This is a genomic window from Roseibium sp. (assembly GCF_025698965.1).
In the GTDB taxonomy this organism is placed as follows: Bacteria; Pseudomonadota; Alphaproteobacteria; order Rhizobiales; family Stappiaceae; genus Roseibium.
Window position 1 is genome coordinate 1 of sequence record NZ_JAILWL010000079.1, and the last position, 16798, is coordinate 16798.

The 16798-nt window shown below is 56.0% G+C and carries 15 protein-coding genes; 2 read left to right on the top strand and 13 right to left on the bottom strand.

Going from position 1 to position 16798, the window contains the following annotated elements:
- The 11 genes from K5905_RS08725 to K5905_RS08775 all read right to left on the bottom strand — a co-directional run.
- Window positions 1-783 (bottom strand): hypothetical protein (locus K5905_RS08725; protein WP_297582581.1); only part of this gene is annotated, 783 nt, incomplete at its 3' end.
- 79 nt (window positions 784-862) lie between these two features.
- Complete coding sequence (locus K5905_RS08730; protein ID WP_297582584.1) at window positions 863-1591, bottom strand: EF-hand domain-containing protein; 729 nt, start codon at window positions 1589-1591, stop codon at window positions 863-865.
- A 154-nt stretch (window positions 1592-1745) separates the two neighbouring features.
- Window positions 1746-2606: a Rossmann-like and DUF2520 domain-containing protein gene (locus K5905_RS08735; RefSeq protein ID WP_297582587.1), complete on the bottom strand. Its 861-nt coding sequence runs from the start codon at window positions 2604-2606 to the stop codon at window positions 1746-1748.
- Window positions 2607-2631: 25 nt separating this feature from the next.
- On the bottom strand, window positions 2632-3408 hold the full coding sequence (locus K5905_RS08740; RefSeq protein WP_297582590.1) for an SDR family oxidoreductase: 777 nt from the start codon (window positions 3406-3408) through the stop codon (window positions 2632-2634).
- Entirely contained in the window at window positions 3405-4391 is a 987-nt protein-coding gene (gene denD / locus K5905_RS08745) for a D-erythronate dehydrogenase (RefSeq protein WP_297582592.1), read from the bottom strand. The genes K5905_RS08740 and denD overlap by 4 nt, the downstream gene beginning before the upstream one ends.
- 311 nt (window positions 4392-4702) lie before the next feature.
- Window positions 4703-6535 carry an aminopeptidase P family protein gene (locus tag K5905_RS08750; protein ID WP_297582597.1) on the bottom strand — a complete coding sequence of 611 codons (1833 nt, stop codon included), beginning with the start codon at window positions 6533-6535 and terminating at the stop codon, window positions 4703-4705.
- Window positions 6528-7523: an ABC transporter ATP-binding protein gene (locus K5905_RS08755; RefSeq protein WP_297582600.1), complete on the bottom strand. Its 996-nt coding sequence runs from the start codon at window positions 7521-7523 to the stop codon at window positions 6528-6530. Before K5905_RS08755 ends, K5905_RS08750 begins: the two co-directional genes overlap by 8 nt.
- Window positions 7520-8521 (bottom strand): ABC transporter ATP-binding protein, encoded by a 1002-nt coding sequence (locus tag K5905_RS08760; protein ID WP_297582603.1) that lies wholly within the window; start codon window positions 8519-8521, stop codon window positions 7520-7522. The genes K5905_RS08755 and K5905_RS08760 overlap by 4 nt, the downstream gene beginning before the upstream one ends.
- Window positions 8518-9384 (bottom strand): ABC transporter permease, encoded by an 867-nt coding sequence (locus tag K5905_RS08765; RefSeq protein WP_297582606.1) that lies wholly within the window; start codon window positions 9382-9384, stop codon window positions 8518-8520. Before K5905_RS08765 ends, K5905_RS08760 begins: the two co-directional genes overlap by 4 nt.
- Window positions 9381-10322 carry an ABC transporter permease gene (locus tag K5905_RS08770; RefSeq protein ID WP_297582608.1) on the bottom strand — a complete coding sequence of 314 codons (942 nt, stop codon included), beginning with the start codon at window positions 10320-10322 and terminating at the stop codon, window positions 9381-9383. The genes K5905_RS08765 and K5905_RS08770 overlap by 4 nt, the downstream gene beginning before the upstream one ends.
- Before the next feature lie 86 nt (window positions 10323-10408).
- Complete coding sequence (locus tag K5905_RS08775) at window positions 10409-12007, bottom strand: ABC transporter substrate-binding protein (protein ID WP_297582610.1); 1599 nt, start codon at window positions 12005-12007, stop codon at window positions 10409-10411.
- A 285-nt stretch (window positions 12008-12292) separates the two neighbouring features.
- Between K5905_RS08775 and K5905_RS08780 the strand changes: the two genes are divergently transcribed.
- Window positions 12293-12889 carry an XRE family transcriptional regulator gene (locus tag K5905_RS08780; RefSeq protein WP_297582612.1) on the top strand — a complete coding sequence of 199 codons (597 nt, stop codon included), beginning with the start codon at window positions 12293-12295 and terminating at the stop codon, window positions 12887-12889.
- Between the two features lie 139 nt (window positions 12890-13028).
- Here K5905_RS08780 and K5905_RS08785 read toward each other — a convergent pair whose 3' ends face one another.
- Window positions 13029-14663 carry a methyl-accepting chemotaxis protein gene (locus K5905_RS08785; protein WP_297582615.1) on the bottom strand — a complete coding sequence of 545 codons (1635 nt, stop codon included), beginning with the start codon at window positions 14661-14663 and terminating at the stop codon, window positions 13029-13031.
- Between the two features lie 162 nt (window positions 14664-14825).
- Window positions 14826-15584: an ABC transporter substrate-binding protein gene (locus K5905_RS08790; protein ID WP_297582617.1), complete on the bottom strand. Its 759-nt coding sequence runs from the start codon at window positions 15582-15584 to the stop codon at window positions 14826-14828.
- Window positions 15585-15929: 345 nt separating this feature from the next.
- On the opposite strand from K5905_RS08790, the gene K5905_RS08795 reads away from it, so the two are divergent.
- Window positions 15930-16798: bifunctional allantoicase/(S)-ureidoglycine aminohydrolase (locus tag K5905_RS08795; RefSeq protein WP_297582619.1), on the top strand; the 869-nt coding region annotated here is incomplete at its 3' end.

The window sequence follows — 16798 nt, forward strand, 5'->3', positions numbered from 1 at the left end:
ACCGAAGACTAACACGTCGCCAACAACGTAGAGCCCTATCAGATAACCTTCATCTACACACGGCATCCATTCACCGGTCAAAAAATAGGCATATTGCATTGTTGTGGAAACCGGAAAGGCCGCCTTCATAGCCCGCATGTTGGCTTTCAACCCTTCTGCATAGTGACCCGGTGAGAACGAAGGATCGGTCTCCGGGGAGACCCCGATCGCTGTTTCCTGCAGGTTTATGCCTTCAATTTCGCCGTCGAATTCCTCGCCAAGCGCAGCAAGCAGAGCTGCAAAGCGCGTTCGAACCCTGTCATCCCATCGTTTGGCAACCCATCCTTCAATGTCTCCAGTTTCCGTAAATTGTGGAACGGCCCCACCGCCATAGTCGGCACTCAGAATGTATTCCGGCACAGGCTTGTAATTCGGTGAAAAGGACGCGTCCTGCAATTGCAGGAACAGGCGTTTTCCATGCGCTGCAAGATAGTCGATATCGGCTCGAATGGCTGAAAAGTCATATTCGCCTTCGATGGGTTCGAGTTGCCTCCACGGATACATGATCTGTGCACCATCAAAACTGTCACTGGTCAGGAGAACGTGATCGCGAATGGCATCACGGTCTCGCGCAAAATAGACGAAGTGAGACATGCCGCCCGCTTCAATCGGGCAGTCCGCATCCGCATATTTCTTGTGCGCCTCCAGATAGCGTTCGCTGGGATTGTCCCACGCAAGAGCCGAAGCAGCCTGAAGGGATATGCCAAGCACAAGCGCTGCACTGGCGACAAAAGCCTTTTTCATTCAATTGCTCCATTTTGGAAAAACCGGCCCAGAGCGGACCGGCTCAAATGCACTACGGCAGAAGGGCAAATGTGTGGCTTTAGTGATCCACAAACTCGCGCAGGCTCACCAGCTGGTCTCCATCGCGATCAAGAAAGGCGATATGTTCTGCTGCCTTATACGCACCATGCATTCCGATGGCCTTACGGCATTTCTCGCTGACATTCACCTCGTCAGCACGCATGGCCGTTTCCAGTTCCTGATGGGTGACATACCCGTTCGAATCGACGTCAGCCTGAACAAATTGATCCGCGCGCTGGCGTTCAAAAGCAGCGACAACTTCTCGTAGTGTAAGCTTGCCATCGCCGTTTCCATCGGCAAATTCGATCTCACCATCAGCCAGAACTTCAGGTGTGAACGTCCATCTTCGTGCGAGCTCCGTTCCGTCGCATGCAGGTGGCAGATCGACCTTGTCGGATCGTCTTTGCATGACCGCGATCATTTCCTGGCGATCTATGAAGCCATCGCCATTGGCATCCTTTAACCGGAAATTGCCTTTGAAATCCGTGCGCGCTTGCGCTCCTTCAAACGAAAATGAAATGGCTACGATGACCGATGCGACTATGGCGATCGGGGCGACAACGAGCGATGCTTTCCTGAGCACAGAAACCTCCTTCGGTTTGGGACAAGGCACATCATCCTCGGCAATCATCCGGCGCATGGCCGCGCTCATGCTTTCCCCCCGTTCCGCAGCACGGTTGGCGAAGGCGGTTTTTTCCCTGTGGCTCAAACGTATTTCGAGCGTCTCGGATTTTTTTTCTTTACGCATGTCGTCGGTATGAATGTTTCTGATGTGCCTCGAAAACCAAGGCCCAGGCCGCCCGTGAATGCTATCATTTTAGCATCCGGACACGAGCGTTTTCGTGTCCGGACAAACCGAATTTCACAAAATTTGCAGCCAGTTTCACATCGACATCGCCTTTTCACGTGTCGGTAAATTCAGGATCCAGGGTCGTTCCCCGAGATTTGAGCCTGTGGGCCAGCTGGCTCATCTCCTGATAGATCTTTCCGGCGGCCGGATGCCACCTGGCGACATCCTCTCCCTGCTTCGTAACCACATATTCGTCCCCGCGCGCAGCGGGACCAGTCAACGCTGTTTGCGGTCCCTCGGAAGACACGTTTTCGTAGGTCGCCCGCAGCATTGAATTATTTAGTTGTTCGGCGACATAGCCGGGCACTCCCGCCTCGGCCCAAGCTTCGCGAGCGATGGCCTGCAGCACGACTGTAAAGTTGTTCGAAATCACCGCGGCAGCGTGGTAAAGGCTTTTGCTTTCCGATTCGACGGGGAACGGTTTTGCGCCGATTTTTTCCAGCAGCGGATTGAGAGTTTCAAGGGCAGCCGCATCCCCTTCAATGCCACAGAAAACACCCTTGAACTGCCTGACCGCAAGCTCCGGAGTGGCAAACGTCAAAACAGGATGCACACTCGCCAATTTCCAACCCAGTTGACGGAGAGCCGACATTTGCTCAGCGGCAAAAAAACCGCTGCAATGAATGACAATCGACTGGTTGCTTTCGTGTTTCGAAAGTGCACCTGCCAATTGTTCCGCCACCACGGCAATCTGCGTATCAGGCACCGCCAGTATCCAGAGATCGGCCGGACGAAGCTGTGTGTAATCGTGAACCGCGCGACCTGCTCCGGCGAACCTGACTGCATTTTCGGCTGAGGAATAGGTGTGACTCAGAATATCCTGAATGGTGCAATCGGGCACATCGCTCAAAAGGCGGAGGAACGTTTGGCCGACCCGACCGGCTCCGATGAGGTTCACCATCATTTGCGACATGTCGAATGTCCTTTCAGAAGTCTCTCTACCCTCTTCCCACAAACGGCATCGTCGTCGCCATGACAGTCATGGTCAGAACGTTGGCGTCGAGCGGCAATCCGGCCATGTAGACGACTGCTTGTGCAACATGGGCCGGATCGATCGTCGGTTCGCTCGCCAGTTCGCCATTCGCCTGCGGAACGCCCGCGCTCATCTTGGCGGTCATGTCACTGGCCGCGTTGCCGATATCGATCTGGCCGCAGGCGATATCGAAGGCGCGCCCGTCGAGGGACGTTGATTTGGTGAGGCCGGTGATCGCGTGTTTTGTCGAAGTATAAGGTGCGGAATTCGGCCGCGGAGTGGTTGCTGAAATTGAACCGTTGTTGATGATCCGGCCACCGCGCGGCGCTTGCGCCTTCATCAACCGGAAGGCCTGCTGCGTACACAGAAAGGCCCCGGTAAGGTTCGCGGCGACCACGTTGGACCATTCCTCAAAGCTGATTTCTTCCAGGGGAACCGGCGAGTTGCCGACTCCGGCATTGTTGACGAGAAGGTCGAGACGGCCGTGGTCCTTCTCGATCCTGTCAAAGGCTGAACGCACTGAAGCCGGATCCCCGACATCGGTCGCTATCCACGAGACTTCGCATCCGGTTTCGCTTGTTAGGTCTGCAGCGGTTTGGCTGAGCACATCCGCGCGGCGCCCGGCGACAACGACGTGCCATCCTTCAAGGCTCAATCCCTTTGAAACCGCTCTGCCGACACCTGTGCCGCCACCGGTGACAAATGCGATTTTACCTTTTACATCAACGTTCTCGCCGGTCATGGATTTCTGCCTTCCAACTCATCTTCAATATGAATGCGGATAATCTCGTCGAAACTGGTTTCCGCCTTGAAACCCAGATTTCCTGCGCGCCGGGCATCAAAATCGGCAGGCCACCCAGCCACGATTTTGCGAATTTCAGGATCGGGCTCGCGGCGAATGAGAGCCACCGCCTTGTCTCCGGCGACTCGGCGCAAGGCGTCAATCTGTTCGCTGACGAGTGCCGACAGTCCCGGCATGGTGAGACTGCGGCGCGGTCCAAGAAGCGACGTGTCCAGTTGAGCCGCATGGACAAAGAAACCGACTGCGGCGCGCGGGCTGGCGAACCAGTGGCGTACCGTATCATCGACAGGCAGCACGGCCTCCATCCCGACAAGAGGCTCGCGCAATATGTTCGAGAAAAAGCCGGAGGCTGCCCTGTTCGGTTTTCCGGGCCGGATGCAGATTGTCGGCAAGCGGATCCCGATGCCATCGAAAAAACCCTTGCGGGTGTAGTCTGCGAGGAGAAGTTCGCAAATCGCCTTCTGCGTGCCGTAGCTGGTCAGCGGAGTGGTAAAAAAATCGTCGCCAATTTTGGCTGGAAATGGTTGACCGAATACGGCAAGCGAAGATGCGAAGACAACCCGTGGTCGGTACGGTTCACGGTCGCTTTCACAGCGTATGGCGTCAAACATTGACCGGCTGCCATCCAGATTGATCGCATACCCTTTCTCGAAATCGATCTCCGCTTCTCCGGACACGATCGCGGCAAGATGAAAAATCATATCCGGCCGACCGGCAATGAGTTTTTCAGGGTCACCAGGTCGCGCCAGATCAACCGTCAGCGCCGTCGTGAACTCCTGAAGAGCCTCCGGAACAGGTGACCCGACAACATCTGCAAGCGTCAATCTGGTGACTTCAAACCCGAATAGAGCTCTATCCGCAGCCAGATTCTGCACCAGTTTCCGGCCCACCATTCCGGCTGCACCTGTGATAAGCACATGCATTTGCAGAGATCCTTCCATGATCTTGATGCACCGGTGTCCCGAGATAGGCAGGCGATGCCGTTCGCGGCCAAAACTTGTTTGACGGCGCGCCTAGCAATTCGGGACGGTGATAAAAACCTTAAGGCATTGCCGTCTGACGACTGCGACACCGTCAGCAGAATGAGTACCTGAATCGCGATCAGAGTAAAGACTGTGGGCTTATCCGCATCCACATGCGCGCCGGAATAATGCCAGTGAGACCTGCAGGGACGGGCACCGTTACAAAGCGCCCGATCCGGTTCAAGTCAATTGATGCCTTCTGAAACCGAGGTTTAAATCGCCTGCGACCAACTTGACCGCGCGCGATCCACCGGCCTGCAGGCAGCCGAAAGCCAGCTCCTGACGTCCTCAGAGCATCTGGAGCCGACAAGTTCTTCCACGTTTGCATGGTAATTGTTGAGCCAGTCGATTTCGGTTTCAGACAAACGTTCCAGAACCAACGCATCCGTCTGGATCGGGATCCAGGTCATATTCTCGAAATAGAGAAACCCGTCCTCGGCCTGCCGTATCTCGAACAGGTTCTCAAGCCGGATCCCGTACCCCCCGGCCCTGTAGTATCCAGGCTCGATCGACAGAACCATACCGGGATCCAGGTCGACCGGATTATAAGGCTTTCCGATACGTTGAGGCTGCTCATGAACTGACAGGCGATGGCCGATGCCGTGCCCGGTGCCGTGGTCGTAATCGAGACCAAGGTCCCAGAGCGGGCGTCGGCAGATTGCATCGATATGGTGCCCTTGCGTGCCTTTCGGAAACCGTATGGTTGCGAGGGCGTGAAGTGCCTTGAAAACGGCTGTGTAGGCCTCAGCATAACCGGGCGGCAGAGTTCCGAAACTGAAGGACCGGGTCGCGTCTGTCGTGCCGGTTTCGTATTGCCCGCCGCTGTCCAGCAGATATGGAGCTGTCGGAAGAATGGGGGCGGAAACATGCGGGTCGGCCGCATAATGGCACATGGCAGCATTTGCGCCGGCGCAGGAAATTGTCCGGAAACTCTCGCTTAAAAAGCCCGGCCGCGCACGGCGCGTTTCAAGGATCTTCTGCTCCGCTTCATATTCACTTACCGGGTTTCCATTCGCGGCTCGCGATGAAACAGTCGCGTGAAGCCACTTCCCGAACGTTGCCCAGGCCACTGCGTCTTCTATGTGACACGCCCTCAGTCCTTCAAGTTCGGTTGCATTTTTAAGCGCCTTCGCCGATGTGACCGGGCTTAGCTTGTGGATCGGGTCCGCCTTCACGTCCTCAACCAGTTGCGTAACCGCCGAAGGTGAAAAATCAGGATCAATCATCACCTTGTCGCCAGGCTGAACCTGTTTGCGCAGCAGTTCCAGAAAAGTGTCTTTCCGATGAATTTGCAGCCAATCCGGCAGAAGGTCGGTCAGCCCGTCGTCGAACTTCTCGCGATTTACAAACCAATGACCGGCACCGGACCTTTCCAGCAAAAAGAAAGACTGAGGCATCGGATTGTAAGCGACGTCATCTCCCCGGACATTCAAAAGCCAGGCAATGTTGTCCGGCTGCGTTTCCACGAGAAAGTCCGCTCCTTCCGACGCCATGCGCGTCGTCATCTGATCTCGCTTGCCAGTGGAGGAAACACCGGCAAACTGCAGCGGGAACGAGCTGATGGTGCCGGTTGGTTCTGCGGGTTGGCCGACCCAGACAGCGTCAACCGGATTGTCCGGCAACGCTTCAAGCTTCGCACCCGCCGTTGAAGCCGCCTTTTCGAAACGCCTGACCCAGTTTGGCGGCAACAACATGGCATCAAATCCGATAACCCAGTCTGATTGGGCGATTTCTGCCAGCCAGTTCTCTGGCGGGTTTTCAAAAATATGGTCCCGATCGACCAGATCGCCAGGGCATTGGTTCTGCGCCTGAACGATATAGCGACCATCGACGAAAAGGCGCACGCAGTCTTGCGTGACAATGGCAACGCCGGCCGAACCGGTAAATCCGGTCAAGAACCCCAGGCGTTCGTCATGGGGGGCAACATACTCGCCTTGATGCGCATCGAAACGCGGAACGATAAGGGCGTCCAGGTCACGCTTTTTCATCTCGTTGCGCAACGAGGCGACGCGGTCGAGCAGAGCGGCAGTACGGTTGTCAGGCATTCTCGATCTCTTCAGCATGGTGACAAGCGGCCGCGCCGCGCCCCGGGATCGGGCGCAGCTCCGGAAGCTCGGTTGTGCATTTGGGGGTTTTATGTCGGCATCTCACATGAAACGGGCACCCTTGAGGAATATCCAGAGGAGACGGCAATTCGCCCTCAAGATGTATTTTCCTGCCCTTGTCGTCCGGGTCCAGCGACGGTGCTGCACTCAGCAATGCCTGTGAATAGGGATGGGATGGCTTGGCAAAGAGTGTCTCGCTGTCGCCAAGTTCGACAATCCGGCCGAGATAGATGACCGCAACCCTATTGGAAACATGGCGCACCAGGCGCAGATCGTGCGCCACAAACAGGATTGTCAGGCCAAGGCGTTGCTGTAGATCCAGCAGCAGATTGACGATCTGAGCCTGCACGGACACATCAAGAGCTGAAACAAGTTCGTCGGCGATAAGCACCTCGGGTTCAACGGCCAGGGCCCGCGCGATGGCGATCCGCTGCCGTTGACCACCTGAAAACTGGTGCGGATACTTATCAAGCGCATCAGCGGGCAACTGAACAAGTTCCATGAGATCTGCCAGACGCCCGGGTAACTCCGCTTCGCTGCACATCTCGTGAACGCGCAAGGCTTCGCTGAGGATCTGGCCGGTTGTCATGCGCGGATTGAGAGACGAATACGGATCCTGAAACATCATCTGGACACGGCGGTTATAGGTCCTGTCCTTGCGCTCCTGCGCCGTAAATACATCCTTGCCATGAAAGAGAACCTGACCACCGCCTGGTTCATGCAGGCGCACAATGCAGCGTGCAAGCGTAGATTTTCCGCACCCGGACTCGCCGACAACACCCAGGGTTTCTCCGCGCTGCAGGTCCAGACTGACACCATTGAGCGCGTTCACATTGCGAGGCGGGCGATTGCTGACCACATCGAGTACGGTTCGTTTGCCTTTGAAAGAGAGACTGACATCGCGGACTTCAAGCACTGGTTCACTCATGCCGCTGCTCCTCCCGCGTTCTTGACCTGATTGAAACAGGCGACGGTTCGGCCGGTACCGGCACCCACGAGTTCGGGTCTGCTGGTGTCGCAGGCAGTTGTCTTTTGTGAGCAGCGAGCGGCAAAGGCACACCCTGCGGGTAAGTTGAGCAGGCTTGGCGGCGTTCCCGGGATCGAATAGAGCGGTGTGCGCGGCGGAACGTTTTCCGGCACCGAGCGCATCAGGCCGACCGTATATGGGTGCTGCGGTGCGCGCAACACAGGGCGGACCGGCCCCTGCTCGACAATTCGCCCCGCATACATGACCGCAACCTGATCGCAGGTTTGCGCCACAACACCGAGATCATGGGTGACCAGAACGACCCCCATGTCAAAGTCCTGCGCCAGCGACAGGATAAGATCCAGGATCTGCGCCTGGATCGTCACGTCAAGTGCAGTTGTGGGCTCGTCGGCCAAAAGCATTTTCGGCCGGGCCGCCAGGGCGATGGCAATCATCACCCTCTGGCGCATACCACCGGAAAACTGATGCGGATATTCGCCAAGCCTCGAACCAGCCGCCGGAATGCCGACGACATCCAGCATCTCGACCGCCCGTTTCTTTCGCTCCGAAGCCGACATGTCGGTATGCGCTTTCAAGGTCTCGTCAATCTGGACACCAACGGTCAAAAGCGGGTTGAGCGACGTCATGGGCTCCTGGAAGATCATGGCGATTTCACCGCCGCGAATCCGGCGCATGCCTGCTTCTGGCGTCTCGACGAGATTTTGACCGCGCCACATCACCGACCCGGTCGTTTCGCCGTAACGTCGCGACAATCCGAGGATCGAGCGCAAGGTCACGCTTTTTCCAGAACCGCTTTCTCCGACAAGCCCAAGAACCTCACCCTTGTTAACCGAGAAGCTGACATCCCGGACAGCTGGAATTGATGCCGTCCCCGCCCAGAAAGTGGTGCAAAGATCGGAAACCTCCAGAAGAGGAGTTTGAATGCTTTTCAATGTCATCCGCGCGGCCTCAAGAGATCTGCAATTCCATCCCCGATCAGGGAAAACCCAAGCCCGGTCAGAACGATAGCGATACCAGGCATCAGACTGAGCCACCAGGCGGTGGTGATGAAGTTTCGCCCCTCCGCGATCAGGACGCCCCATTCGGCCTGAGGCGGCTGTGCCCCGAGACCGAGATATCCGAGCGAAGAGCCGAGAAGAATGGCGAGTGCCATATCGGTCATCCAGTAGACGACGATCGGTGTGATGGCATTGGGCAGCAGGTGGCGGAAGATAATGCGGAGATCGGAATACCCCATCACGATGCCCGCCGAAGCATAGTCGTTGGCCATCTGGGAAATCACTTCCGCCCGCATCAGGCGAGCGTAATACACCCAGCCGACAAGCGTGATGGCAATATACATATTGACGAGACCCGGTCCGAGCACTGCGACAACCGCGATCACCAGAACCAGAAACGGGAACGTGATGATGGCATCGACGACACGGCCGAAAATCATGTCCGCGATCCCGCGGTAATATCCTACCAGCGCGCCTATCACGACACCGATGGTCAGCGCGAAGATCGTGGCCAGTATCGCCATCTGCATGTTGACCGAATAGGCCCAGATGACCCTGGAAAACGAGTCCCTTCCAAGAAGATCCGTTCCGAACGGATGCTGCCAGCTGGGTGGCTGGCGCACCGCCACATAGTCGATGAAGTTGGGGTCGTAGGGGGCGAACACACCTGGAAACAGGGCAAGCACGGTCGACAGGGCGATGATCGTGACCCCCACCATGAAGCCGGGTTTACCAAGAGCCATTCGGAGGCGACCGGGCTTGCGGGCAGGTGCCGAAGTTGGAGACAGGGACAAATCGCTCATGACAGCCGCATCCTTGGATCAAGCCAGCTCTGGAAGAGATCCGTCATCAGGAAGACCAGCGACACCAGCACGGCGAAGGTCAATGTCAGTCCCTGGATCAACGGATAGTCCCTGGCAAATATGGCTTCCAGCATCAAGCGCCCGACACCCGGCACGGCAAACACGGTTTCGGTGACCAGCGTGCCGCTCATCAGCTGACCGATCGACAGGCCGAGCAATGTGATGGTCGAAATGAGTGCATTCTTCAGAACATGCCGACCGAGGATCAACCGCGACGGCAGCCCTTTGGCACGCGCGAACTGAACATATTCGGCATCCAGCACCTCGATGATCGCCGCCCGGAGGTTTCGCATCAGGATTGCCGAGGTGTAGAGAGCAACCGTTACGGCCGGAAGAAAGAGATGGTACAGCCGGTCCACAAACGTTTCGCCATATCCACCAACCGGAAACAGGCGCAATTGCGCGGCCAGAAAAGTCAGTAAGACAAGCCCGATGTAAAAAACCGGCATTGACAGCCCGACCTGGAATACAGCCCGGATGAGATTGTCCTGCCACTTGCCCCGATTGACGGCCGCGAGGAAGGCCAGCGGTCCGGCGATCAGAATGGACAGGCTGACTGCATAGACAGCAAGAAAGATTGTTGTGGGCAAGCGCGCAAGAATAACATCCAGCACGGGCGCGCGCATCAGGATGGACCGGCCAAGATCTCCCTGGAGCGTGTTGGTGAGGAACAACCAGAACTGTGTCCAGAGTGGAGCGGTCAGTCCAAGCCGGTCGCGGATCGCCGCGATATCCGCATCCGAGGCCTTGTCCCCGGCGATTGCTATCGCCGGATCACCGGGAAGCAGCCGGACCAGCAGAAAGATGATGATCATGACCAGAAGGAAAGTCGGAATCATCAGAACCATTCGGTTCAAGGTATATTGCAAACCGGCCATTTGTCCGTCGCCAATTTCCCTTACAGCCGGGAGGTGAGATCAGACTGACCTGACCTCACCTCCCGATCTTCAGACCGCGCTTGCGATCATTGCCCCAGCGAAACGTTTTCGAAGACGTTGTTACCGAGAGGCGTCTGCAGGTAACCGCTCACCTTTCCGGAAACCGCAACGGCAAACGGCGTTTCGTACATGAACAGGAGCGGAGCCGCTTCGGCATAGATCTCCTGCATCTGCCTGTATTGATCCGCACGTTTTTCCGGGTCCATCTCCGAGGACGAGGCTTCGTACAACACGTTGAAATCCGCATTGTTCCAACCGGTCCCGACAGCCTTGCGGGTCGGGTAGTAACCGAGCCAACCTGTTACCTGACTCGGATCGGCGACATCGTCCACCCAGCCGTAGGTGTGGATGTCGAATTCGCCGGATCTGTTCTTTGCACCCCGGGTCGCACCATCGACCTGTTCGGCGACCAGAGTGATGCCCAGTGGCGCCCACATCTGCTGAAGCGCTGCGAAAATGGTCCCGTCGTCGGCAGAGCCCGCAAGGGTCGTCAGCGTGATCTCAGTGCCGGGCTCAAGACCGGCTTCCGCGATCAGTGCTTTTGCCTTGTCCATGTCGTAGCCATAAAGCGGGCTCATATCGACAGCGAGCCGCGTGGATGACGACATGACGGGCGACGACATCGGTTTCCCCGCGCCCTGAAGCACCAGACCAATCAGGGCGTCCTTGTTGGTCGCATAATTGATTGCCTGCCGGACACGCTTGTCGGCCAGTGGATTTGGCGAACCGTCCGCCCGTGTCTCCCGGGTGTTGATCGGCGAATAGATGATCCGGGTCGAGGGATACAGGTTCATGTTGATTGCCGGGTCCGCATCCAGCTCCGCAACACGCGAGAACGGGATGAATTCCGCGACATCAACCTCACCGGCCGTCAACTTCAGCACGCGTGTGGCATCGTCCGGAATGATCTGGAATTCGACTTTGTCCAGATAAGGCAGCGGTTTGCCGTCTTCACCCTGCTTCCAGTAATGCGGGTTGGCCGAAAAGGTCATCGAAGTGCCTTGCTCAAACCCGGACAGGAAGAATGGGCCGGAACCGACCCCCGGACCGCCCTTGGCGAACAGGGCGGCGGATTTTTCCTGATCGGTTGCCCCGGGAGCCGCGTCAAAAGCCTTCTTGGAGACAATCGCCGTATTGAACGTTGCCAGCATGGAAAGGAGTGCCGGATCCGGATTTTCCAGAGTTATGGTGATGTTGCGACCATCCGCAGCAACTGAGGAAATTGCCGACAGGAGACCTGCCCATGGTCCTAGATCCGGATTGCGGGCCCGTTCGAGGGAAAACACAACGTCCTCTCCCGTGACAGGGCTGCCGTCAGAGAATTTGGCTCCTTCACGCAGAACGAGCGAAATCGTCTTGCCGCCGGCGGAAACCTCGTAGCTTTCCGCCAACGAACCTACGAGATCCGTGCCGTCGGCATTGGGTTCCAGCAATGTGCTGAACAGACTTCCGACCATCCAGATGTCCGGATTTCGGTCCGCATAGATGGGATCGACCAGTTTCGATCCGTCATATCTTGCAAAATTCAATGTTCCGCCGCGCTCAACCGCGTCAGCCGTTCCGATCGTGTAAGCGCCCAGAGCCGTACTCATTGCCAGCCCGATGGCAAGTGCTGCAGCCTTCATGGTGTGTCCTCCCAGATGCACCGGTCATGATGGTCCAAAGCTTAGTCAATCGACCTGCCTCCGCAAGATATTTTTTTAGTATATCTCTTAAATTTGCCCCATTTTTAGCTTTTGCTAAAATTTCTTTCAGTTTCTAACATAATGTAATCAAAGTCTTTTTTTGATTTTTATCACTGTTTTTGCTTACTAAAAAAATTTTTAGTATTGATAAATTTTGATATTTGCCAAAGGCTGGATATACGCAGTCCGAGGCGATATAAGAAAGCGCCGGCAGGGAGGATATTCATGACAACAAGCGGTCAGACGGCCACGCCAGAAGCTGAACACGAGACACCGAATTACGGTGCCGTCATCAGACAAAGGCGCAAAGCCCTGGGCATGACGCTGGATGATGTCGCCAAGGCGACCAATCTGACAATCGGGTTTCTGTCACAAGTCGAGCGCGGCATCAGCTCACCATCGCTCTCCTCTTTCATGCGCATTGCAGGCGCCCTTCAAACCAGCCTCGAACAGCTCATCAAGGTGCCGGAACCCTATTCGGAATATGTCTCGAAGGATGCACGGCAAACTTATGTTCTTGGAAAGTCCAAACGTCTGTATGAAAAACTTGGCCCCGGATTTCCCGGGGCCCTGACATATCCCTGCATCATCCACCGACCACCGGGACATGTTTCGGAGCATATGCAGCATGAAGGCGAGGTCTTCTGCTACCTGTTGTCCGGCAGCCTGGAGTATCACCTGGGAAACAATGTCTTCATATTGACCCCAGGCGACTGCATCCATCACGACACCAGCAAGCCGCATTTCTCAAAGGTGCTGGGGGACGAGGAATCCGAGGAGCTCTGGGTCAGTTCCGCCCCGATCAAAGACAGCGGCGGATGAACCGGGAAGTCGAATAACAACGATTGGCTTGCCCTGTTTCCCACCGGATTGAAGAATTTCGTGCAGCGATTTGAAGGCAATACATTCCGGTCACACCGAGATGCCGTGACCGGAATGCGCTTATCATTGACCCAACCTGTCAGGCTGCCGCGACCTGTCCTAGAAAACCGTCGATCCTGTCGGCAAGTTTTCCGGTGTTGTCCGCGACCTCGCAAGAGGTTCGTGAAACCGCTCCGGCAGACTGAGTAGTTTCATCCACCGCGGATTTGACACCGGTCATGTTCTCGCTGATCTCGCGTGTTCCGGAGGCAACTTCCTGGATCGAACTGCTGATCTCCGCGGTTGCGCTGCCTTGTTGTTCAAGGGCATCCGTTATGGATCCGGTAAATTCATTCACCTGTTCCATGATGCTGGCGATTTCCTCGATTGCCGCGACGGAATCGGAAGACGCTCCCTGGATCGCGTTGATCTGACTGGAAATTTCCTCCGTTGCGTTGGACGTTTGCGTCGCAAGCTCCTTGACCTCGGCGGCGACCACCGCAAACCCCTTGCCCGCTTCTCCGGCACGTGCAGCCTCGATTGTCGCGTTCAGGGCAAGCAGGTTCGTTTGCTCCGCAATGTCCTGAATCAACTGAAGAACCGCGCCGATTTTCTGCGCCGAAGCGGCAAGGCTGGCGACCTGTTCATTTGCCGACATCGCCTTTGAGTTGGCTTTGGATACGACCTCGCTGGTCTCGGCAATCTGCCGGGAAATTTCAGCGATCGAAGACGACAGTTCCTCTGACGCGGAGGCAACGGTCTGAACGCTCGCATAGGCCTGTTCGGTCGCGACTGCAACGGAAGCCGCCCGCTCGGTGTTGACGGACGAGATCTCCGTCAGGCTACCCGATATCTCTCCCAGGCTGTCGGTCGATTGCGTGACAGGCTGCAACAGGCGCTCGGCATCAACACGGAAGTCGGATATGAGCTGATCGAGACGGCTCTGTCGCTGACGTTCATTTTCGATATTCTGCTGTTGATCCTCTTCCAGTTCGCGCTGCCGCAGGCCGTTGTTGCGAAAAACCTCAACCGTGCGCGCCATTTGCCCGATTTCGTCCATACGCCCGACAAAAGGAATATCTGTATCGTAACTGCCTTCCGAAAGGTCGGTCATGATGTGCGAAAGACTGCCGATTTGGCCTGTTATCCTGCGGATCAGGGCAACGAGAACCAGAGACACGGCGACAATGGCGACCAACGTAATGGCCAGGGCGGTCATCAGCGCCTCGTTACGCGCACTTTCAATTCCCGCCTTGTCGAACCCCACATAGAAATATCCGAGAGTGACGGCCTGATCTCCGTCAGCGCGGACGACCGGCTTGATGCCGATCTCATATTTCGCATCATTAAAAAACGCGGTTTGGAGCGACGCGAGGTCGCTGCGCATTTCTTCCGGCACGCGGCTGATGAGCGCTTCGGCCTGGAGATCGCTTTCCCTTACCAGGGAGGAAAAAATGCTGCCGTCAGCTTCCTGGACCACTGCCCAGGCGAAATCACCACTGTCCAGAAGCGGTGCAAGCAAACTGTCGGCAAGATCCTGATCAAAATCCCAGATGGCATTTCCCAAAGCCTGGTTGGTCAGATTTGCGCTCATGGCGATTTGCTGTTCATAGGATTGTTGCACCGCTGAAACCCGCTGCATGGCGGAGATATAGGCGAAAGCAACAAATACCGCCGCGACGACCAGGACGATGGGCACGGTTGTGGTGAATTTTACCGATTGCCAGAATTTCATGATTTCTCCCTATAGGTATCGGCGACTTTAAGGACTGAAGAGAAAGTCCCGGCATGACCTGCCACGGGAACCGGTCGAGCACTGGATTGATGTCCCGACTTCAGCTCCCGAAGCTGCTATCGCCTGATTTGGTACGCAGTCCGCACGCCGGACCGCTGCCGATTACTTGGCTATTGGCCAATCCTTGACGTAATCCGTGATGCCGTACCTGGAGAGCGTTGTCGAATAGGCATCCGATGCCTTGAAGGCGATCAGCATTTCGTTGAATTTCGCAATGTCCTCGGCGGAGAATTTTTCATCTGCGAAGGCAATGCCCAATGGCACGGTTCCGACCGCCAGCGGAAGCAGTTCGACGTCGGTTCGCTGGTCACTTTCATCGAGCCGGGACAGGGAGGCAATTGAAGAGAAAATGGCTGCGTCAAGGCGTCCACCAAGCACCTTTTTCAGGTTCGTTTCGTCATCTTTGGCCGGTTCAACGGCAACACCGGCGCTGTCCAGTGCCGGATATGCAAAACCGCGACGTCCACCGATTTTCTTACCCTTGAGGTCAGTGAGAGACGCAAAGTCGAAGCTCTGTCCTTTTTTCACAATCAAGATGTTGTATGCGGTCAGGATAGGGTCGCTGTAATGCGCCTGAGCTGCACGTTCTTCCGTTCGCAACACGCCGATAGCGACATCGATGTCACCTTTATGAATGGATTTGTAGAGCCGCGCGAAGGGCAGATGAGTTGCTGTCGCGTCGTACCCCATTTCTTCAAGGATTTTATCGCTGGTGTCCCCCAAAACACCGACTGGGTCACCATTCGACCCGACACTTGCAAACGGCAGACTGTCCCCTGTCCCCAAGGTTAGAGCTTCTTTCGCTGACAACGGCACTGTAAATATAGCCGTAAGAACAGCAGCCAAACAGATTTTCTTCATGATTTATTCCCCACTCAAAATTTAACTCGAGAATCATCATGAAAAATCAAAAATAAACTGACCCTAATACATTTGATTAATTTACAAGAACCTTTTTCAAATCACCCCTGATAATAGATTAAGGATTCAGTAAGTCTTCGGTGCATGTGCAAAATTGCGGCAATACACACACCGCACTATTCAAACGCCCGTGGACGTGCACCGTTTTCGACTTCCAGCCGGAAAAGTTGCGGCAGACCTATTTTATTGTTTTTCAGAAAGGATCTCATTTCACATCCCCCATGGTCCATTGCGGCAATGATCTCCATAGTCACGGTCAACCAATCAGAAGAAGAAAGGTGGCCCGTGTCCCATTCCTATTTTGCTCCAACAGGCGGTCATCCCGGTCAGGAGACGCTACTGACCGATCGCGCCGTGTTTACCGATGCCTATGCGGTGATCCCGCGCGGCACCATGCGGGACATCGTGACGAGTTCGCTGCCTTTCTGGACAAACACGCGGCTCTGGGTTCTGTCGAGGCCCTTGTCCGGCTTTGCGGAGACCTTTTCGCAATACATCATGGAAGTCTCCCCGGGTGGTGGATCCGACCGACCGGAAAGCGATCCTATGGCGCAAGGTGTTCTGTTTGTCGTCGAAGGTGAAGGCCGCCTGACCGCCGAGGGCCAGACCTACAATCTACGGGCAGGCAGTTATGCCTACCTCCCGCCGCAGTCGGACTGGACTTTCAAGAACGATGGCAGTGCACCCGTTCGTTTTCACTGGGTTCGAAAAGCTTACGAAGCGGTAGAAGGCCTGGACTGGCCGGAACTGTTCGTAACGCATGAAAGCGAGATCACGCCTTCTGTCATGCCCGGAACAGACGGTAAATGGGCGACCACGCGGTTTGTCGATCCGTCCGATCTGAGGCACGACATGCATGTCAACATTGTAAGCTTTGCTCCGGGCGCGGTTATTCCATTTGCCGAAACCCATGTCATGGAGCATGGCCTTTACGTGCTGCAAGGCAAGGCCGTTTACCGGCTCAACCAGGATTGGGTCGAAGTGGAAGCTGGCGATTACATGTGGCTGCGTGCTTTCTGCCCGCAGGCCTGTTACGCCGGTGGACCCGGTCCGTTCCGCTACCTGCTCTACAAGGATGTCAACAGGCATATGCCCCTGAGGCCCGCATCGCGCTTCGACACGGGCAGGCAGGCAACGTTCAGGGCCGCTGCGGA